At 66.0% G+C, this 23,512-nt stretch carries 1 protein-coding gene (cut by a window edge); it reads left to right on the forward strand.

All coding sequences use genetic code 11. From position 1 onward, the window contains the following. On the forward strand, nt 1–23,408 hold the final stretch of the coding sequence (locus NMI01S_RS10045) for an MFS transporter (protein ID WP_157126117.1). It extends 24,580 nt beyond the left edge of the window; the window shows 23,408 of its 47,988 coding nt (coding positions 24,581–47,988); its start codon lies off the left edge, out of view; its stop codon occupies nt 23,406–23,408. Nucleotides 23,409–23,512 lie beyond the last annotated feature (104 nt).

Raw genomic sequence — 23,512 nt, forward strand, 5'->3', positions numbered from 1 at the left:
TCATCGGCCGCGCCGAGGCTGCCGAACGCGCCGAACGCCCTGTCGGGCCACGGCCGCGCGGTAAGCGATGGCGGCCGCGGGAGGGCGATGGGGCACACACAGTCGGACCCGACACCCCGATCGGGCGCCGTCCGGAAGACCTGTCCGCCACCATGTCCGGTGCGCCGGGCGCTCGAATCGTGCGTCTGACGGCAACCGATCCCGCGACCGGCCGGACCGATGAGTTCGAGGTTCGGGAGAAGTTCGCCCTGGCGGCGGCCGTCGTGGCGGAAGCCGGACGGCTCGGGTCGACCGGTCCGATCCAGCCGGGTGATCCCCGTTCGGGTCGGCCGGTCGCGTACCCCGATCGTGCGGCATTGGAGGCCGAGCTGCGGCGGACACGCGAATCCTGGGTGTGGGTGGTCGAGCATCGTGCCGACGGCCCGGTGGGATACGAGATCCATCGGCCGAACGGCATGCCGGTGCTGGTCGATTCCCGGACCGGTGCCACACAACGATTCAGGGACTACCCATCCTCGGATTCTTCGCGCTGGCACGCCATCTCGTTCGACAGTGCCGGCGAGCCCCTGCATCCGACCGCCGACTACGTCCGCGAGTTGCGGCAGCGACGCACGGCGATATGGGAGCGGCTCGGCTTGGAGACCCCGGACGACGCTTCCCGTGCCGCGTGGCGACGACTCGTCCGGACGCACCGCGAGATCGCCCGGACCGAAGTTGCCGAAATCGATGCTTCCCTCGCCGGGCTGCATTCCGACGATCCGGCCACTCAGGCCGCACTGGCCGAGCCGCTACTGGTTCGGCGTGGTGCGGCGACTGACCGGCTGAACGATCTGGCGGAACTGGACGCCCTGGTGGTGCGATACGACAGGGCAATGTCTCGCCTGATCATCCCGGCATCCGAAGAACTGTTCACGCGTGAGTTGGAACGCCGCGCAGGGACGGTCGTCACACCACAGGTGGTTCGCTTCGCGTCGAAACCTGGTGAACCGCAAGAAATATGGGTCGTCGCCAACGAGGGCGGGCACATGCGGGCGCTCGAAGCTGCGATCCAGGCCGACCGGAGTCTGGCTCCTGCGCTGTGGCGCGGCTGGCGAATCCGCTACATCGAATTGACCGCCGGGCCGTCGGGACTCGTGGATTCGACACTGGATCCCACGGATGTGGAACGCACCTACCGGGCGTCGTTCCGCCGGGAGCTGGAGAAGCATCTGATGGCCGCGTACCTGAAGTACCGGCGCGGAACCGAAGCGCCCGAACACATTTCGAAGTGGTTGAAGCCGCTGAGTCCGGACCTTTCCTCCGTCCCGGACGACGGGAACACGACTGATTCACCGGCACCGATCCGGGTTGCGGTCGACCTGATGCGAGCCGGGATCCCCGGCTGGGAAGACGCGGCACCGGTCACCGCGCCGGCGGCGAAGCAACAGGTGATTCCGATCCGCGCCGGCTGGTTGGAAACCGTTGTCGTCCCGGTGGAGTTCCAGGAAGGAAACGAGTTCGAGCCCAAGTCCGGGTGGCGAGTCGCCCAGCCCGGCGGCAACGAGATGGCCGACGTGTTGGCCCGGGAATTCACCCTGATGCGACCGTCCGAGCGCAAGTTGCGCTCGACCTTCCGGTCCACCGCACAGCTCAAACGTGCGATCGAGAAGACCCTGGCCGGCACCGGCCGACTCCCGATGGTGATGACCGGAAGCGCCCCCATCGAGCTCACGGCCCCGGACTCGACGTCCGAGTTGCCCACGGCCACAGCGGTGACGCGAGTTCACGGACTGCCCACCGTCGAGGAATTGGACCGCCACGAGGCCGAACGAAGCCATACCGTCCTGGGCTCGATGTTCGAGCTGTGGCAAGCGCACGCTCTGTGGCAACTGACCACGACGGGCCCGGCCCAGTCCACGCTCCGCGAGCTCCCGCTGTCGGCGCTGCGGCAGTTGCGGGAGCAGCTGACAGATTCGGGCCCGCGGATACGTGCCGCAGGTCTGGGCCACCGGTACGAGCGGATGAGCACGGCGCTCGATCGACTGCTGCGGGAGGTCGCAGCGTATTCGCCGTCGACCGTCGCGGATTCGGACGCCGACGCGGCGGTGGATTCCGCGGTGCGTTCGGCACTCGAAACCGCGTCCGTACGAGGCACTTTCACGCCGGCGAGCTGCGGAATCGGTGAGCTCGCTTTCATCCGTGCGCATTTCGGCACCACACCCGTCCAACTCCCCGATGCCGACACGCTCGCCATCCTCGAATACACCGGCTTCCATCCCCGTGAACTGGCCCAGTACGCCCACGGCCGGTGGACCGAAACCAGCCTCGACGGCCTCACCGCCCGCATCACCACCGCCGCGGACCCCGCTCGGCTGGCACTGGTCAGCATTCAGAAACCCGGTGCTCGCGAGGACCACATCGACGGGCACGTCTTCACGCTCACTACCGACAGCGACGGCGACCTCCTACTGCACGAACTGCGTCCCGGACCGAACGGCGAGATCGTCGAACACGACCTGCGCGGTGACCGAGCACGCGCACGCCTGGCACAGCTGGAGCAACAACAATCACAGGGCGCCGGCTTCCACTGCATCACCTATGACGCCGACGGCGCCGCCGAGAACCCACTCGGCCCGCAGGACCGGTGGATCGGCGAAGACGCGCAACGCGCGCCGTCCACCCGGCTGGGCCGGGCCGAGCCCGGCGGCGACTCCGACGTGAACACCTCCGCCGATTCCGATGGCGGTCAACCACACTCGCGTCCAACTCAGCAGTCGGCTGAATCGGGATCCGCGAAACCGGGCGCCTCACCCTCGCTCGCCCGGCTCGTGATCCCTGGACCGCGCCACACCGCGGCGTCCGCCACTACGGCCGAAACCCCCGGCGATATGGAACTGACGGCCGCCGTGCGCAACGGCGACGTCCAGGCCTTCGGCACACTGTTCGAACGACATATCGACGCCGTTCGACGATACGCGCGGACCCGCTTCCCGCACGCGGACGCAGAGGAACTGGTGTCGCACGCTTTCGAGGCAACGCTCGCCGCCCTCATGAATGGTTCCGGGCCGGAGTCCGCGTTCCGGGCATATGTGCTGACCGCACTGCGTCGCCGCGCGGCAGCGATGAATGCCTCGTACAACGAGCGAGTCACGTTGAGCGACGACATGACTCGCTACGACGATCCGGTCAACTTCGTCGATACGGCGCTCGAAAACCTGGACCGAGACCTCCTCGGACAGGCGCTGACCACCGTGACCGAACGCGCACGGTTGGTCCTGCGCAACATCGAGTTGCCGGCGACAGAACTGGCGGCGCTCATCGGTGCGCCCTCCGCCAATGCCGCGAATGTGGCCCGACACCGGGCAATGGAGGAACTGCGAGCGGCATACCTGCAGGCGCAGCTTCCGCAGGAACCGAACGAAACATGCCGCGGCACTGTCGAGCAGCTCGGAGCCTGGGTGCGAGGACCGCTGCGTAGCAAGCGCGCCGAAAACCGGGTCAACACCCATTTGCAGGACTGTGCTTCGTGTCGCGCCATGCTTCGGCAATTGATCGACGTGAATGGCGGGCTGGCCGTACGCAGCCGAATTCCGGCTCCGCGCACCGGCGGTCGAACCGACAATCCGGCAGACGAGCAGGGTTCAGCAGACAACGCCGCCGGCCGGCCGGCCGACGAAACCACCCCCCAGGGCACATCTGGGAGAGTTCGCCCGCAGCGACGTGGCTCCGCTGCGCGTGGCGAAGAAAGGTTCTACCGGCTCGGGGAGCTCGACCACGATCGGGCTCCCGCCGTCCTCCCCGGACAGCTGGGCAATCCCTGGCTGGTATTCGCCGACGATCCGCGGGGCGGCGAGAATATCAGCGCCGTCCGCCCGCAGGCCGATGGCCGGGTGTCGCCCACCCGGCCCGCCGCCCGGTCCGAGTCGCAGTCGCGGCTGTCGCGGATCCATGCGGCGATCACCGAAGAACTCCGTGAGGCCGACGATCCGCTGCGCGCACACCTCGCCACCATCCTCGCCCAGCTGGACAAACTGATGCCGGGTGCCGCGCCGGTCACGCCGGTCCAGCGCACCGAGTTGGAGACATTTGCCCGGGCGGTGGACCGCTGGCTGCGGGTCGCCCAGACCGATCTCGGTGACGATCTCCCCGCCGGACAGGTCGCTCACAGTGCCACCGCGCGACAACACCACCTTGCCGAAGCGATCGACAGATACCGGACCGCCACCGAGGCCCTCGCCTTCCATGCGGCGAACGTAGATGCCGCGCCGACGAATACGTCACCGTGGGCGCGGGACCCAGCGTTGCTCGACGGCGTCGACGTCGCCGATCTGGCACAGACCATAGCGGGACTCGCCGCCGAATCGGCTCGGCTGGAATCCGATTCGGCGCGGGCCGCCGAGGTCCAGCGGATCCGGCACGCCTGGACCGCCGCCTACGAGCTGTGGAATCTCGCGCAGAATCCGCGATCAGTGCCCGCCACTCCCCGCGTCGAAGCACTGGTCTCCTATGCCGATGCGGCACGGCACTGGCTGATGGCCCTGATGGACCGGAACAATTCCGCCAACATTTCGGCGCAGGAACAGCGAATCGCTCAGACTGTCGACGAGTTTCGCCAGGCCGATCGCCAGGTCCGCGAGCTCCTGGAAGCCTTGGAGGTGCAGGCGGCCGCGCCCAGCACACCGGGCGCATTCGCATCGGCCGACCGTCGAGAGCCGTGGCTCGACCTGCCGCCTCCGGCGCCGCACAAGGACATCGACCTCGGCCACGCGGCCGGTGTCACCGACGTCGGTCGCCGGAAAACGAACCAGGACGACTTCGCCATCGCGACCGCGGTGATCAACGGTGAACGGGTGACGCTTGCCGCGGTCTGTGACGGCGCCTCCGGGGAGGCGATCCGCAGCGACCGTGCTGCTGCCGTCGGCTCGGCCGCGGCATGTGCGGTCCTGGAACGGGAGGCCGCCGCTGTTACGACGGGACAGACCTGGGATCCGGCCACCGTACTGGCGAAGGCGAGCCAGGCGGCCCAGGATGCGGTGCTGGACCTGATCGCGCGGGAGTTCCCCGGCTGCGCTATGCCGCCGGTGAGCACGATCGTGCTGTCACTGGTCACTCCGACCCAGGTCTTCACCGAAGGCGCCGGCGACTCCCGGGCCTACTGGATTCCACTCGACGGCGGGCCCGCGATCCAGCTGACCACCGACGATTCGGCTCTGCAGAGCTATATGGACCTGATGGGCGTGAGTGCGGAGGAGGCCGCACGCATGCCGCGCGCGTCGTCGCTCACCCGTGGCCTCGGCATGAAATACGAATGGCGCGAACCGAATCCGACCGCCCACCAGATGACCGGCCGCGGCGTGGTCGCGCTCGTTTCCGACGGTCCGATCAAGAAGATCGGCTCGCCGGATGCGATCGCCGACCAGGTGCGGGCGCAACTCACGCGAACAGCGGGCAATCTCCTTGCCGCCGCGCAAGGATTTGCCACCGCCGCCGTCGAGGCCGGTACTCGCGACAACGTCACCGTGGTGCTGATCTCCGCGCCGGACCGCTCGGGACGAGGCGATATCGCGCCGGGTGCCGTGGAGGCTTCACCGTGGAAATCAGCGTCGGGCACGGACGTATCCACACCCGTGGACCCGCGCACTCTACCCTGGACCCGACGATCGCGACAGGGTCTCGCTCGCACGACGCCTTCCGGCGAATCGTGGATCGGAAAGCTTTCGGGCAACCGCTTCGCTCCCGAAATGGTCACCGCCGTCAACCCGGACGACCCTCACGGACCCAATGCGCGCATAGACCCCCACCGGAAATCCGGCCTGCCCACGCCGCCGGCGGCGGCCGATCGCGGCTCGGCGACCACGCTGGCCGCGAACCCGGTGCTGCGCGAAACCGACGAAGCGACCGGCCGAGCGGACCAGGGAGAGGGGAGCGTATCCGAGTCCCGATCCGAGGAGACGACCAGCGACGTTCCCGCCCCCCTTCCGCGTGCGCTGGTCGCCGGATCGGCGGCTCGAATGTACGCGGCAGCGGCCAGTGAACCACCCGGTGAAACCACCGGATACGGCGCGGCACTCGACACGACAACCGACCCGGCCTGGATCGAAGCGCACAACGGCAGCGACCGAATGTCGGCTTCCACCAATGCATTTCACGACCTTCCGAGCGATGTGCTGTCCGAACATCTGCGATTGGCGGACATCGCAGTGCGATTCGTGCATGCCGCGCTGGATTCCGGGACAGATATCTCGGCCGACGACTTCCTCGACGACCTGGCCGGCCGAATTCACAACGGCCGGCTCCAACGCCATTGGCGTATCGCCACCCCAGAACAGCGTCTGCCGTTCGACGATCCCGGCTACCCGGAGGAATTACGTGAGCAACATCGGCGTCTGGCGCGTGCGGCACGCGATTCGGTGGTCGCGGCCGGTGCTGTCGATCGGGCCGTGGCCGACCCGTTCGCATCCTGCACCACGGCCGCCGCGGTCGCCGCCGAGTTGTGGGACAGAGACGCCGTCCACATGTTCGGAATCGACTTACCCGGCGTAACAGTCGAGCTCGTTCGCGATCTAGCCCGGGCGATACACCGACTGCTGACGAAATACCCGCACGTCCAATTGCTTCAGATCGGATTCGGCCCCATTCCGCAGACGCATCTGCTCGCCGTCAGCGACCAGGTCGCCGGAACCGGCACCGGTTACCCCTTCACGCGGTCGATCACGGTGTCCGACACCGTCGCAGCCCATCGAGGGCAATTCGCTGCGGAATGGGCCGCGATGATAGACAGCGGGCGAGCTGTGGGTGCCGTCGAGGAGCCGGTGCTCGGGCTCGTCCGCCGTGAGTTCGGCTACGCCCTCGATGTAGCGACTCGGCGGACCGCACAACGAGATGCCAAGACAACGCTCATCGACCACCATGCGGCCAGTCATGAGGGGCCGACGCCGTGGTTTCCGCGTGACGCATACGCCTGGTCGACAAGCCAGTTCCGCGCTTACGGACCCGACGCACACGGAAGATTGGATAGTGCCGACGCACTGGCGGGAGCCTTCGCGGCCATGGAACACGCTCCCCAGGACACATCGGTCGGAGAGCAGGTGCTTCATCACCTGCTGACCACGCTCGCGCCGCAGCGCCGGGTCGGGAGGGACCGGCTCCGGCAGCAACTCACGGCCGAGTACCGCCCGGTGACGCCGGCGGAACAACAGGCCAAGGCGGCCATGGCCGCGGCGCTACTGGCCGACCACGACATCGCGATCATCGGTCTCGACAACCCCGGCATCACTGCGGCCACCGCTGGTGAGCTCATTGCGGGCATACGGCACATGATCGCCCGATTCCCGATCCTCGCAGACGTGCCCGAAATCAAGATCGTTCCTGAGGACATCGGTATATTCGGCCAAACTTCCATCACCGGCATCGAATTCAACGAATTGTGGTTTACCGCACCGGCGCGAATGCACGCCGACGCGATAGAGCAGGTGGCTGCCCGACGGCTGCGAGTCGATCTCGATCGGGTGTACTTCTGCCTGGCTGTTCACGAATTGGCGCATCTGCTGCGCAGGCACCTGCCCGACGACGCGCCGGGACCGTACGAGGTGGTCAAACAGTACTTTCGAGAGAGTTACGGTTCCAACGACATTCCAGCTTTGCGGGCTTGGATGGCAGAGCAATTCAGCTCGTACGGCATCCGCCAGGAGGACGGCGCCCTCGATACGCAGGAGGCCGAGGCGGAATCGGTAGTGGCTGCCGAGGTCGACACCCTGACACCGACCGAGGGTGAAGCGGTGCTTCACAACAAGATCAGCGAGCTGGCCGCAGCCGAGGCCGAACGACGCGGCCTGGCATCGACCGAACCCACGATCGGGGCGCGGCCGTCGTCCGCCCCTGCAGGTTCAGCCGGACCCGCCAATGCCGAAACAACAACGGCTGCGAGGGAAGGCACCGACGAGGAGAACACCGCACCGAATACGGCCCGGCCCAGCGCGACTGCGGCCGAACCGGCGTACCCGGCCATAGAAAACAGCCGGGTCTACCACCACCTCATGGCCCAACTCGGCGACCCCCGCACAGCCCGCGACCTCGCCGCCAAAACCCACGCCCGCGCCGAGCAACAACAACCCACCGACCCCGGCATTGCCGCAGAACACCTGCTCCAGATCGCCGACACCATCCTCGCCGAACACCGGGCAGCCATGGCACAGCTCACCGACGTTGTCGGCGACCACCCCGCACTCCGCCCACAACGCCTCACCCGCTTCCAACACGGCGGCGTCTTCTTCCACAACCAACCCGACAACCCGAACGAACCAGCGGCGCCGGCTCCCAAGGGCGACGCGGCCCCCACAGCGGGCTCGACCGCTGAGGAGATCGCCGCTTCGAGGCGACGGGAGTTTCTGCGCTGGATTCGCAAGCGCCGTCCTCAGTCGGCAACCGAGCCGGCACCGCAAGAAGGCCGGACGGACGCGACGGTGTCGAAACGCGAACTGCTCACCGTCAACAAGCCGTTCACGAAGTTGTTGTTCGGCGAGAAATTCTTGCCGGGCGAGTTCGTGAACCAAATCGGCACCGCCGCAGCGTCCTCGGGACTCACCTATGTCTTGCTGGGCCGGGGGGAATCGACGACGACCACCGCCATGGCCGCCGCCGCGCTATGGGTCCCGGGCGCACTCGAACTGCTGGCCGGCTATGGAGCCGACTTCTGGGATCCGAAGAAGGTGGCGACTTCCGCGCTGTGGGTCGGCTCGGCAGCCGCGACCACTGCTACCGGGCTGGTGCTGGCCAATGCTCCCCATCTCGGCGCCGCTTTGACCGCGGCGACACTGGTCGAAGCCACCGCGGCCACCTTCTACGCAAGCACCTTCCTCAACGAAATGCGGAATCTTCTCACCAAATCACAGCTCGATTCCGGAAACCGCCTGATAACCAGCACCGGATCCGCCGCGGGTATCTCCGGCGCAGCACTGGGCGCGGGGCTGGCCGACGTCGCGCCCGCAGCCCCGTTCGGCCTGAACGCTCTCAGTTATTGGGGGAACCTGGCGAACATTCGGGGGTTCGATTTCCCCCCTCGGGCACGAAGGGATCCACGCAACCTTTTCCAGGAAATCGGCGAAGGAGTACGCGCCCTGCGGCGGGAGAAATTCCTCACCCAGCACACCGCTTTCGCCACGATCAACAATGCCGCGGTTGCCATGATGGGGCTCCGCACCGCCACCGTTCTGACCGACGCGGGCCTGCCGGGTTGGGCGAAGAGCGCGGCGGTTACCGCGCCTGCTGTCGGCGGGATACTCAGCGGCTTCCTGCCGAAAGCGCTCGACCGGATAGACGCCACCACCTTCTATCCGGCTGCACTCGCCAGTATGGCCGGCTTCTTCACGCTGATGGCATCGACGACCGATCCTGCTGTGATCGCGTCCGCGTCGCTCGTGGACGCGATGGTGATGGCGGCGGCGGGCAACCGGGTCACGAAATACGCACAAGACGCCTTCCCCGAGGACCTTCAAGGCCGGGCGATGTCAGCGCGCCGGCTGTTCCTGAAAAGCGGACCGGCCCTCGGCTTCTTGGGGGCTGCCGCCGTGGCGAACGCGCACGGAGGCCAGGGCGGTGACGCCATCGCCGGTATCGCCGCGGCCGCTACCGCGCTCACCGCCACGGGTTACAGCGCTCTTCTTCTCGTCAGGCGGGGCCGCGTCTCCCTTCGGGTCATCACACGAGGTCGCGGCTGGCTCGGACGGTTGTCCGGCGCGCATCGAGCCGAACCTACTCAGGAAACGGTGGGTCCAGGTTCAGCCGGACCCACCAATGCCGAAACAACAACGGCTGCGAGGGAAGGCACCGACGAGGAGAACACCGCACCGAATACGGCCCGGCCCAGCGCGACTGCGGCCGAACCGGCGTACCCGGCCATAGAAAACAGCCGGGTCTACCACCACCTCATGGCCCAACTCGGCGACCCCCGCACAGCCCGCGACCTCGCCGCCAAAACCCACGCCCGCGCCGAGCAACAACAACCCACCGACCCCGACGCCGCCGCAGAACACCTGCTCCAGATCGCCGACACCATCCTCGCCGAACATCGCGCAGCCATGGCACAACTAGACGACGCCATGGACCACAAACCCGCCCCCACAAGGCAACGACGCCTTACCCCCTTCCAACACGGCGGCGTGTTCTTCCACAACCAACCCGATGAGCCCCGGGCCGGTGTGGGCTCGGACGATGTTCCGGCGGAACCGAATCCAGGCCGCCCGACCGGCCGCGAGATCGAAATAGAGCACGAACGGAGCGAAACCGACCGTGCGCGTGTGGATCTCGCGAGGGCACTCGGAGTGGACCCACGCATAGTGGGAATGCGAGGGGCGTTGTTACAGGTCCTCGATCAGGTGCAAATGGAGTTGCGCCTCCTCGACGACGAGGACTGGCCTCGGGTCCGCGCCGAGAAGCTTCCCAGCTGGCTGGGACGAGCTCTCGACCGTGAGTACCGCGCCCAGCGCGCAATGAGCGATGGAGCCACCGCGGAAGAACTCGCCCGGTTGGATGCGGATACCCGCCAACTCGAAGCAGATCTCCCCGCGATTCTCGGACAAGATCAATCAACCCCCGGTTGGCGCGCCGCCGACAGCGACGACAAGCTACACGAACTTCGGCGACTGGCCACGCGCGCCAACGCTCCACAGGAGATCGCGGATCTCGTCGATGCCGCCGCACGCTTCCTCGGCCTGGCCCGGCCGACACCGCCTGCCACGGATTCGCCGGCCTTGGCAGCAGCGCGAGCGAGCGCGATCCGTGCCGATGGCGCTGTGACGACCCCGTCACGGTGGACGAAGCGAGCGGTCGGGAGTGCTGCCGACCACGATCTTGCCGCTCGCTCGCCGAGAGATCACGCCGATACGGATGCGCAAGCGGAGGCTGAAATACAACGCGCAGCCCGGACCGAGACAAAGTCCGAGCGCACTTACCCGGGCGCCGTTTCGTCGGCCGACGAGGTACTGGTTACCGAGCAACCGGACCCGGGCGCGATCGGCGCAAAGCCGGCACCTACCACAAGCGGGGAAGAACAGGCGGGCAGCGCGACCCCGTGGGCCTCGAGCGGCGCCACACCGGCAGCCGGGCGATCGGAGCGCACGGCGGAAGCGGAGATTCTGCGCAGGTCCGCGGCGGGAGCGCCGAATGCCGCCGGACAAATCCCCGAGATCGAGGATGCCCTCGACCTGCCTCGCGGTACGACCGCTCGCGCCGACCGCACCGGACTCGTCGCACACCTGAGCAAAGACCCCACCATCGTCTTCGCCGACGATCCGCGGGCCGGCGACGATGGCCACGCCAATCCGGCACGCCGGAAGGGCGAGCAGCCGAACCCCGGCACCGGCGCCGCCGAGCGAGCGACAGCCGCTGCCGAAGCGAACGGATCGCTGCTCCGCCTGGTCCGCAACAGTGCCGAGGCGCGAACCCTCTTCTCCGGCCAACTGGTAGCCGGGATAGGAACCTCGGCGTCCCAGAACGCCCTGACTCTGCTGATGATGGGCATCGATCCGCAAACCGCGGCCATCGTCGCAGGGCTGTCGGATGTGCCGAGGCTCGTTCTGGCCCCCTACATGGGCTACCTCGCCGACACCATAGAACCCACCAGGATGATGAAGAGGGCCAAGTGGGTCATGTTCGGCGCCTCCGCCGTAGCCGCTGCCACATCCGGATTCCACACGCCGTACCTGGTTCCGACCCTGATCGGCGCGAATCTTGTGAACACCGCCGCCGACACGCTGTACGGTCCGGCCGCATCCCGGGTGAACCGCGCGATCATCGGGTCCGACGACCGGTTGCAGCAGGGATTGAGCCAATACAACTCCTTCGTGACCCAGCTCTCCCGGACGATCGGCAACAGTTTCGCGGGGGCGTTGGAACCGTGGTTGCTCTTCGGATTCGACTCGGCGGCCTCGGGCGTCAACGTGGCAGGGATGCGTAGGGTTCGCGAGCTGCCGCCCGCGCCGAAACAGACTGAGCCGCAATCGTTTCGAGACCGACTGCGCAAGGTGTTCGTACCCGGCTTCGAAGCGCTGAACCAAGACAAGGTCCTGCGCAACTACACCTGGAATCTCGTCGTCACCAACGGATACCTGGGCGCACAACATTTCTTCTTCATCCACTCGCTGACCGCGGCCGGACTTTCCGGCGCGCAGACCTCCGCCGCATTCATCCTGCCGTCGATCGGCGGCATCATCGGCAATTTCTTCCCCAAACGATGGTTGAGCAAGGTCGACATCCACAAACTGCTGGCCGCCAGGTACGTCGGTTTGACCGGCATGGCGGCCAGCGCCTTGATCACCGCGGTCACGAACGACCCGTACATCGGCGGGGCCGGTTACGCGGCGGGCTGGGTGGCCCTGGGAGCCACCGGCGTGCGGACCAACGCCTACTTCAACCAGAACGTGCCCGAGGACCGGCTCGGGCGCGCGAGTGCCTTCCTCAACGTCAGCCGAATCGCCGCCTACTCCCTGGCCGGTCTCGCGGGCGGCACGCTCATCGCCAACCAAGGAGCGACACCCACCGCGATCGGAATGACGGCGGCCATGGGCACCATCACCGCCGGATCGGTGGTCACACGCCGATTCGATGTACTGGGCAGGGCGAGGTACCTGGCCGCATCGCTGGGGGGCACCTACGAGACACCGGCTCCACCGATCCACCACCAAGTCCCGACCCGACTCGCCGCCGAACAAGGCACACGAGAACTACTCGGCCGAGCGCACGTCCGGGCCGTCGACGGCACATTCGTGGTGGATCCGGCAGGCCGACCCGCCATCCCGGACGGCACCTACACGGTGACCTTCCCCGCCGGTGAGTCGCCCGAACGCCAACCGCTCGAGGCCGCGCCGGGCCCGAGGACACCGAGGAGATCACGCTCGGCCACAACTGATTCCGACGATCACACCCACCGGTCGGACGAGACCGCGCATCCGGCCGAGGACAGCCGGGTCTACCACCACCTGCTGGCCCAACTCGGCAACCCACGCACAGCACGCGACCTCGCCGCCAAAACCCACGCCCGCGCCGAACGAGAACAACAACCCACCGACCCCGGCACCGCCACACGACACCTCCTCCACATCGCCGACACCATCCTCGCCGAACACCGCACCGCCATGGCACAACTCGACGACGCCATGGACCACAAACCCACCCCGACACGACAACGCCTCACCTCGCTTCAACACGGCGGCGTGTTCTTCCACAACCAACCGGACATACCCGAGGACCCCGACGAACCAGCCACACCCGACACCGCGGGTGTGGCCACACCTGAAAACTCGGGTTCGGCACCAGCGCCCCGCGACGAAAACCCGCCTTCAGCCCGGAACCCTGACGAAAGCCCCTCGCACGCGGTCTCCCGTGAAGAATGGGCGACTGGGCAGTGCGATATCGAGGCCCTCCTGCCTGGACACTGGCCCCTCGCGGCTCGTAAGCCGCTCGCGATGCGGTTGATCTCCGCATTGCTGGACGATGCATTCGACACCGGCGGCGCCACGCGGGCCACGATCGCCCTGTCGTCGGAACTCGGCTCGCTGGTCTGCACCGTCACCGCCGCGGACGCCGCAGGGCGGCTGCCGGGTGTGCCTGCGCCACAAGATCCTTGGGTCGTGGAGGTGAACCGGGCGGCGGTGTCGTGGAGCTTCACATTGCACCAGAATCCACCCAGCCGGGAAGTCCGTTTCAAGCTGTGGGATGCCGAGGAGGTGCCGCGGCCGGCGCCCGATATGTGGGTTGTGCCGCAGACCGAGGGTTTCGAAGAGAACGAACCGGCAGACCTGGCGACCGGCGTACGCATCAGGCGAGGCCAAACCGAGCTGATCGCGGCCACCCGTGCTGCCATCGTCCAGCTTGCGGGCGCAGGTCCGAGCCAGACGCTGCTACCGGAATTGGCTTTCTCGGCGCTGCTCGACGCGATATTCCGGACCACAGAGGCACACGCACGAGTACGCGCAGAGATATCGGAGCAGAGCACCCTTCGGGTCGAAATCACCGACCCCAGCCGCCGCCTCCTACCGCTGGACGCCACGCGGTTTCCGACCCACGGGCTCGCCGCGATCTATGGGACCGCCGATCGCTGGGGCGTGGCACTGGACCAGCGCGGAAAGACGGTCTGGTTCGAATACACCATCGATCCGGCAGCCGCTACGCCCGAGTCCGATGTGCGCGCCACTTCCCTGATGCAGGTTCTGGACGAATCTCACGACTGGCCGGTGGAACTGCTGCGCGGCTCTACGGTCGAGGAAGTTACGGGATGGACGAACCATACCTGGCACGCCGAAATGGCCGGCTTCACCGACCCGGACTCGGCTTGGTACGTGTCGCGGGCCCTGCACGACATGCTCATCGAGCACCCCGCAATCGGAATACGGAATGGAGCCGCCATCACCGTCGGCAAGGTGGCCGGCGGAAATGGCGTCGCTGTCGTGGCACGCGGCGACAAGCACGGTCGTGTGCTGATCGAATCCATCACAGTGGATCGGCGGCTGCTCGCCGCGGCTGCCGCGACTACAACCGAACTCCTGTACGCAGCGACGGCCGGCGCGATCGGTGCCGCCGCCGACGTCGGTGTCGGCGTCGTTGCGGCGCGTGGATTCCAGTACCTCTTCGCACACTTCCTCGGCTCTCTGCCCGAACCGGTCGACGACGCCGAGGCTGCGTTCGAACAGTGGATCGGCGATCAACTCGGCGACGGAGTGATCCGGCCGCGCACGGTGTTTCGACGTACGAAATTGTCGAAGCGCTTCGACGCGGAGCGGGCCGCTCGTGCGGCGGTAGCCGACGTGCAGGTCAACGGATGGGATAACGCATCGGAGGCGGCGCGGACGCTGTACCGGCTGCTGTTCGCCCAAGTACGCATCGATCCGGAGTCGCGAGATGTTCTCGACCACGTCGAACCGCAAATCCACCTGGAGGGGTGGTCCCGGGACGATGACGACCCGAATGATTTGCCGGGCATGGCGAAAGCTTTCGAGCGACAGCACGGTATTCCCGTAGTAGGGACCGATATCCCGGATATCGAGCAGCGCGACGTCCTCGCATTCCTGCGCGGAGTCAAGGCCATGTGCAATCTGTTTCCGGATATCCGGATCAGCGCGGCGGGTGCGCGGCGGATGGACGAATCGATAAAAGCTGTGCCGGACGAGAACGGCGCAGATGGCGCGACCGAAGTAATACTCAACGCGCATTACACGGGCCGTGATTTTTCCACGTTCTATGTCAACGATTTCAGGTTCGGCGGCACAAACCATTACCACGAGGCCCAATACCGCTTCGCGTTGGCCATGGTGGCCGCCGCCGGCCCCGCTCTTCTGGACGATGTCTTTCCCGCTCTGCTCGCCCGTTGGCTCCGCGGCAGGGCCAACCGCGAGTATCGGTACGACGAGGAATTCGGAAGATGGCTGGGAAGTCAGTTCACCACGCATGCTCGTCCGAAAATCTATGGGCCGATATCGCCGGAGCAACGACTGCAGTTCGATGAGAAGGCGGCCGTCGCAGAATCATTTCTCAGGGTCATCGGCGGCCACATAACCTCAGGCCGGGGAGATACGGGCGACCGTCGACTCACCGATGGCCAGCGAGTGCTCGCTTCGCTGTTGATGAAACATCGAAATACGCTCTCCGGCGACCGACTCGAGGAAAGCGTTGGAGCGCGAGAGTCGATTCCGGACCTGCCTGGACAACTCGCTGTCGCAGCAGCTGCAGGCCGGGAGTCCGGCCGTGCCGAAGCGATCGCGGCTCCAGCGCCGGCCGCCGACGAGAAACGTCCCGCCACAGATTCCGACGATCACACCCACCGGTCGGACGAATCCACGCACCCGGCCGAGGACAGCCGGGTCTACCACCACCTCATGGCCCAACTCGGCAACCCACGCACAGCACGCGACCTCGCCGCCAAAACCCACACCCGCGCCGAACGAGAACAACAACCCACCGACCCCGACACCGCCACACGACACCTACTCCACATCGCCGACACCATCCTCGCCGAACACCGCACCGCCATGGCACAACTCGACGACGCCATGGACAACAAACCCACCCCTGGAAGACGACAGCGTTTCACCCTCTTCCAGCATGGTGACGTCTTCTTCCACAACCTCCCCGACGAGCCCCGGCAAACGTCCCGAATCGAGGAAGCTGAGCCACCGGCAAACCCGTATGGGAGTACTCCGAGGTCCGAGCCGGCCGCACACACGGTCGACATCGGATCGCGTCCGACAGACCCCATCGGCAGCAAGCCGACCCTGTATGTGCCCGAACCCGACCGGCTCGCAGCGGAACTACTCGGTTTCGGGCCGAGCTTCGCATACATCGAGGACCTGATGCGGATCGCGGCAGGCGAACAGCATGGTCCCGACTGGATCGACAGCCAGGATTACTCGGATTGGCAACTGAACTGGGTGGCCGAGCGTGGGCCCCGGCTGAGTGTGCTCGCCGCCTTCTCCGCCGCCGCCCTCGAAGCCGAAGCCGTTCTCGGTCTTCCCAATACGAGTGGCCGAGCGTTGTTGCTCGCACAACCGCGGCCCCGGACACCGGGCGAGATGAAGGCGATCTACAAACTCGAAACGATGCGGGCAGACGAGCCGGACCGGCCGAGTGGCCCGGAGACCGCGGCGCACGCCAGCGCCATCGGCCGTGTCGAACGCGAGCTGTCGCTGGACGAGCTTCCGCAGTATGCGTACCTCGCGATCGTGGCGGCGCGACCGATCCTCCAGGTCGATCGCGACCTGACCAGGAAGTACCAGACACTCGCCGAGTTCGAATATTTCGATCCGATCCCGCGAGAGGGGGTGTTCGGGGCGAACTACCCGGGCTGCCGGGCCCTGGACCGACAGTCACCGGCGTACCACCGAGCACGTTACGCGGGCGACAGCCTGCTTCCGATGATCGCTTGCCGCGCGGTCTACGACCGCTTCCTGAACCACTGGATCGAGCCGTATCAGCTGCGTCACGCCATGCGGTTGCGCGACGGATTCCAGGGCACGACCTCGGCGGAGGGGCGAATCGCCCAGTGGTTCACATCGGTCGTCGCGGATGTGCTGGCCGCCCCACCGGATGCCGCTCCCGAGATACTCGACGACGCCCTGCGCACGCACCTGCGCCGAACCCGTCCGTCCACACCCGACAACGAGAGGCTGCGGCTGTTCGCGGGGACAGTGCACGAGTTACTGGGCGAAGACTACGACTTCGGCCACTACCTGCGGCGCCGCGATCATCCGGAGACCGAAGGGTATATCCGGACCGTGCGCGAGACCGTCCTGCGCCGCCATCGCGCGGCGGCGGTCGCCCGAGTTCCGTTCCTCGCCAATATCATCGGGGTGGCCGGTACCGGCGCGGCTCTCGGCGCACCGGAGGGTGGCCCCGCGCCTGCCACACTCATAGGAGCACGCCCCGGCCCAGCAAGGCATGTCGCCCCCGAATTCGATCCGGCGATCCTCGACCGTCCCGACCGCGGCGCCGACCGACGACCGGTCGACCATGTTCCGGCAGAACCGATGTGGGCGATGGGTTTCCATCATGGGCCGAACGGGCGACCTTGGGACGCACCGCAGGCCGCGGACGAGCAGCCGGTCACGAGCCGGGTGGCCGCCCCGCCCGCCGCACGGCCCGAGAACACAACGAGCACTGCCCCGGTACCGGCGTTCCCGAGCCGTCCGAGTGACGAGGCGATCGAGCTGTTCGAGCGAATTCTCGAGGCGGAGAAAGCCGGTAATCGACCGGCGACAGCCCTGCGGGCCGAGGCGCACCGACTCATCCCCGACGAGATCGACCGTGCCTATGCCGAGCGATATACCGGGAATGCTCGCCGGTCGGCGGCACTGGCCGCAGAACTGGGGATCACACCGGAACAACTCGACGCGCTGACGGCCGAGGAGCTGAAGCAAGCATTCGAGGGTGAGATCGTGCATCGCGCCAAATCCTCGGATCTGCTGAAAATCATTCGAGACGGCAGGTTCAAGACCCTGTTCGAAACCGCAGGGCGAAATATGCGTTTTCTCGGACGAGGTCCGCTGGACGACAGGCAGAAACTCGAACAGGTCCTGTTCGGGTACGGTCCGGATCTTCCGGGGGAGCTGCGACCGATCCACAGCCGGATTCGCAAGACGTCGCGCGCGTGGATCGACGAAGCCGATTTCGCGCCGGTGCAGGACTACGGCGACGCGGACATCGTGTTCAAGTCTGCGGTCCGGGAGCGAACCACGGCCTGTCTCGGTAGTCCGTCCCTCACCGCGGTCACACCGAGCGCACTCTCCGATCCGCGGCCGGAATCCTTCGGTGCGACGCCGACCGGGCACGGCGAGTTCGGTTATGTCGGCCTCGAAGGTGTCGGCCGTGATTACGAGGGCAACCGTTTTCACCGAAGGGTTCTGATCCAGGCCCAAACTCACGGCGGTGTGCGAGTTTCCGACATCGCCTACGTCGTATTCCACGGCGAACGCCCCGATCAGGAATTGCGGGAAGCGCTGGCGGCGGCCGGCATCGCCTGGATCAGTTCGATCGACAATCCGGGCCCGACGCCACCGTCGCTCGCAGCCGCCGTCCGACCCGCCGACCACAATTCCGACGCTCTCCGCGGCGCGAACGCGCAGGCCGGTGCGGAAGCGAGCACGAACCCGCTGCTCACCGCCGCGGACCAGCCGTTCGGGTTACCGCCGCTCGATCGGATCACCGTGCAGCACATATGGGAGGCGGCCGAATTCGCGGGAAGGACCGATCTGGCGGCGATGGAGGCGATCGTCGCGAATCCGGAGGCTGCGACATTCGAGAACACTGTGCGTCCCTACGCGGAGTTGGGTCACACCTTTGCACTTGTCAATACGATTTCGAAGGTTGTCGCCACGGCCGATCCGGAGATAGACGCGATTCTGCCGGAGCTTGCGAAATGGGCCAGCCGGCATCTGCACGACTTGCGATCGAACGAGAAATTCCGTGCCAGAATTCAGGACCTGCACGACCGTCTCCGACGCAACGAACTCGAGTTGACACCTCGGCAGGCAGAGCATTTGGAACGGATCCATCGGGATTCGACCCCGGAGCGACGAGTTCTGTCCGACGCGGACCGCGACCGGCTACTCGCCATCGAGGACGAGTTGATCGAGTTGTACGACACCTACGGCCACAACCAGCGCGAGGCAACCGAACAGGCCGCACTGCACTTCGACGATGCGGCGGCACTCGACGGATTGTCGGAAGGTGAAATCGCCAGAGCTCGAGCGGCTGCCGAGGCACAGGGACGGCCCGGCTACATATTGAAGCTCGCCGGCAACCGGAGCGGCAGCCGGCAACTCGTCATCGACCGGCTGAACGACCCCGATACCCGACATCGCCTTCACCAGGCGACGACGACACTGTGTGTCGGCGGCGAATTCGACAACACCCGGATTGCCGACCGGATCTTCGCCCTACGGGCCGAGAAGGCCGGACTGCTGGGTTATCCCAACTTCGCCGAATACGCGAGTGTCAACGAGCCCATCAGCCCGGCACGATCGTTGGAATTGATACGGAATGTCGCACCCCTGGCCGCTGCGACGGCCGCACGGGAGTACCGCGACGCGGCAGCGAAGACGGGCCGCGACCAACTCGAACCGTCCGACTACTACAACGCGCGATCGCAATCCGCGGTGGCGTCGGTCCCGTCAGCCGCCACGACCGCCGACGACGTGCGCGATCACCTGTATTTGGGCATGACCTCCGAAGACAACCACGGGATCGTTCACGATGGCTTGTTCTTCACTGCGCGAAAACTGTTCGACCTCGATTTCCGTCCTCGTCCGGACATCCCCACCCATCATCCCGATATCCAGGCATTCGAGGCGGTCGACGCCCACGGCAGGACACTCGGCCTGCTCATGCTGGATCTCTTCGCCCGGCCCGGAAAACGCGGCGGCGCCTGGACCGAGCAACTGATCACGAAATACGAACCCACCGGACAGGTCCCGGTGATAGTTCTTTCGATGAACCACGCCAAACCAGCTGTGGGTAAACCCGATTCCATCGAGTGGGATCAGGTCCGCCTCCTGTTCCACGAGTTCGGGCACGCGATCAACATCATCTTCGGTGACAGCGTGCTCGAGCGCACCGGTACCCGCATTCCACGCCACTTCGGCGAGGGGCCCGGAAAAGTCATGGAAATGTTCCGCGACCACCCACTCGTGTTCGCCAACTACGCCAAACATCACCGAACGCGCCGGCCCATACCGGCAGATCTGGTCGAGACGCTGCACGCAAACACCACATCTCGCGGCGACAAGACCGTCGCGGACCTGACACTGTCCCTGCTGGACCTGGCAGTGCACATGCAGCCGGCCGGAGCCCGAATTCCCGGCACGACTCGCGCAGCCCTCGAACAGATGGGGGCGCCGGTACTCGATCTACCGTGGTTCGAGAACATCTGGCGCAAACAGTTTTTCGGCCATATTTGTGCGCCACCGACCAAGGAATACAACTACGAAGGAACCTACGGCTCCTACGTGACCACCGAAATGTTCGCCGCCGCCGCACGTGAGGCGTATAAGCGTGAGTTCGGAGACGGAGCGGAGGCTCTGGGCCCCGAGGGCGGACGCTGGCTGATCGACAAGATCTACCGGCACCACGAATCCAATCTCCGTCCCGTCGTCGAGGCTTGGTTCGCCGCCGACCCCCACGGTCTCGCCTTCGCCAGAAGCCGAGGCCTGTACCGTTCCGCTGCTCCGGCGAATCCGTTCTCCCCGGAGGAGGCGCTCGACCTGCCGCGGAAGAAGAATCGGAGACGAGCCCCCGATCCGAACGCGTATCACCACCGCCCGGCTGACGGCATGCCATGGGATCCTGTAGTGCCGCAACACAAACCGGCGACACCGTCGCCCTGGAGCGGTACGAACACCAGTACGCCCGACGCCGAACGCGCCACACCGTCGCCCGACACGCGCTCGGATGCTGCCGGTGCGAAGACCCGGACCGAGAAGGCCGGCGCAACACCGCGCGCGGCCGATGAGCGGGAGACGGACCCGGTCCGGCGACGGATCGATGATCACCTCTCGCAGGGCGAGGTCCACAAGGCAGTCGCGTTACTCCGGGAACGATTCGCGCACAACGTCTTTCCGTGGGTTCGACAGAATGTGCGTTCACCTGAGGCGGCGCGAGAGATCTTCGAGGCGGCGTGTCGGCGCGCGATAGGGGATATCGGCCGGATCGGAGACCGGGATCTCGAACGATGGCTCGTCGTCAACGCCAGAGAGCTCATGTCCCAGCACCGCGCCGAGACTCGGCCGGCAACGACCGAACCCGGCCGGTCCGCAGCAGCCCAGCCCGGCACGCGGCGCGGCGCGATGCCCATTCACGGCGGAATACCCGACGGCGCAATAGCTTTCCATCACCAGCCCGACGGCACACCGTGGTCCGCCAACCCACAACGGCGACAGAACGAACTGGATCGACAGCATTCGGGTACCGGTTCCGAGCACCCTACCGATGATGGCTCGCAACTCCCGGCCCCACCGCATGCCGACCTGCCCAGTTATGACGCCGAGACGGCGCGCGGCATCAAGCAGGCTCTGGCCTGGGAAATTTTCGATACCTACCACATCGATGTGGTCGGTCTCGAGAAACTATCGGTTGCCGGGGCGCTCTCGGTGCGGAACGCGATCATCGATGAATACGACGAGATATTCGAACTGTACAAGCACGGGATCACCCTGGATTCTTCGCTTGCCGAGCGAAAATCTTTACTCGAAACACTGCCCGCGCCATCGGGGTTCAGGATCGATGTGTTGGCCGTCGCCCCGATCAACGCAAAAGCCGACGGCGTCGCCATACAACTGAAGATGGTGCCCGGTCTGCGTCTGTTCGTTCTCAGCGAGCAGTTGTTCCAGGAAAGATACGGACAAGAAGCTTTGGTCGCGGCGAGCAACGGCTTCGTACACCATCCGACAGGCGACCCTCTCTACACCGTAGTGCGGCACGAAATCGCGCACCTCCGAGACCCGAAGGGGCGCAGTGACGACCGACAGCAAAAGCTCGAATCAATCGAGGCGAAGACATTCGGGTATCTCCTGACATATTTCGAATGTCTGAAGAACCCGGAGCGATCGCTTCGGAACGAAGAACTCGGCCACTGGACCGAGAACGATTCGAAAATCCTCGGAGAATTCCCTTCCATACCTGCGGACACCAGTTTCGAAGACTGGTTGAACCAGCTCGACGGATACAGCAGAGTAAAAAAGACCACATACCCGAACGACCGCATATTCGAAGTATTCCGGCATTGGCTGAATCAACCGAAGAGCAAACCCGGATTCGATATCGATATGTCCGAACTGGACCGCGCCTACCCGAACGGAGACATCCCTCTGCCGGAAGTCTTCGCCAGGTGGTGGGGAAAGATCTCCGCGGACCCTGCGCGGCAGTCACTACTTCTCGCGGACCTGTCACGCCACAAACAGGCATCGCGCGGCCGAAACTCCGAGCCGCCTCCCGCATTCGGTAGCCGCGAGGTTTTCAACCCGATCGAAGCCCTGGCGGAGGCGAATCTCGCTTTCGGTAGGAGCGCGCCGGCGGACTTCACGGATCCGGCCTACGCCCTGCAAGCGCTGCTGCGCGGACTCACACCGGTAGAAGTGTGGCGTGATGCCGCCCGACGCAATGAGGTTGCGCGCCGACGAGCCGCGGACCGCGGGCCTGTCCCCGCGGCATCGAAATCACACCCGACCATAGCCGCCGACGGCCCGGCAGCACGGCTCGCACGTGCCTGGCGTGCGGGCCCGGACCCCGAGCAACAGGCGATACGCGCCGAACCCGGATTCTTTCAGGTGCCCCCGGGCACGCCGTTCGTATACGACGAAATGGCGCGCCTTGTGGATCGACAGCGCGGCCTGTGGCTGGGTGTCGAACCGGACGCGGTCGTGACAGCCGCCGAACAGCCGGCATCACAATTCATCGAACACCACCATGTCCCGACCGGTGAGCTGGCGCAACAGATTCAGGAAATGGGGGACCTGGCCCGAGAGCGCATGCACCGCCTGGGTTCGATCCACGACGCACTGACTGCCGCCGGTATCTCCGACATGCTGGGGCTCGGCGAGTGGGCACGTGCGGGAGCCACCGCAGCCGAACTGGACCTGCCGCTACTGCGGCAGCGAGTCGAGGACATGGTGGCTCGCGGCGCCGAGCAAGGCTTCGAGATGGCTGCGATCCTATCCACCGCGAACATCGACGCGGTGGCTCGGATCGAGGCCGATCTGAGGCAGGCCAAGGCTCGGGCGGAGGAGTTGGCGATCAGGGCCATCACGAAGTCCTCCGACGGCACCCGATACAATTATGACAAATTCCGCACCGAATTACTCACGCGTGCAGATGATTACGACCACCCCGCAGAGTTCCCTCGAGTACTCCTGCAAATCGATCTATCCGGTCGGATACTCATAGAGCAATAATCGAGCAGCTCACCCAGCACACCACAGCACCTTGCCTCGACCTCACGCTGTTTCGGCATATGTTGACGGCCGACACCCGCCCCGGGGTCGCGCAGGATGCCCGG

The organism is Nocardia mikamii NBRC 108933, assembly GCF_001613505.1.
Lineage (GTDB): Bacteria > Actinomycetota > Actinomycetes > Mycobacteriales > Mycobacteriaceae > Nocardia > Nocardia mikamii.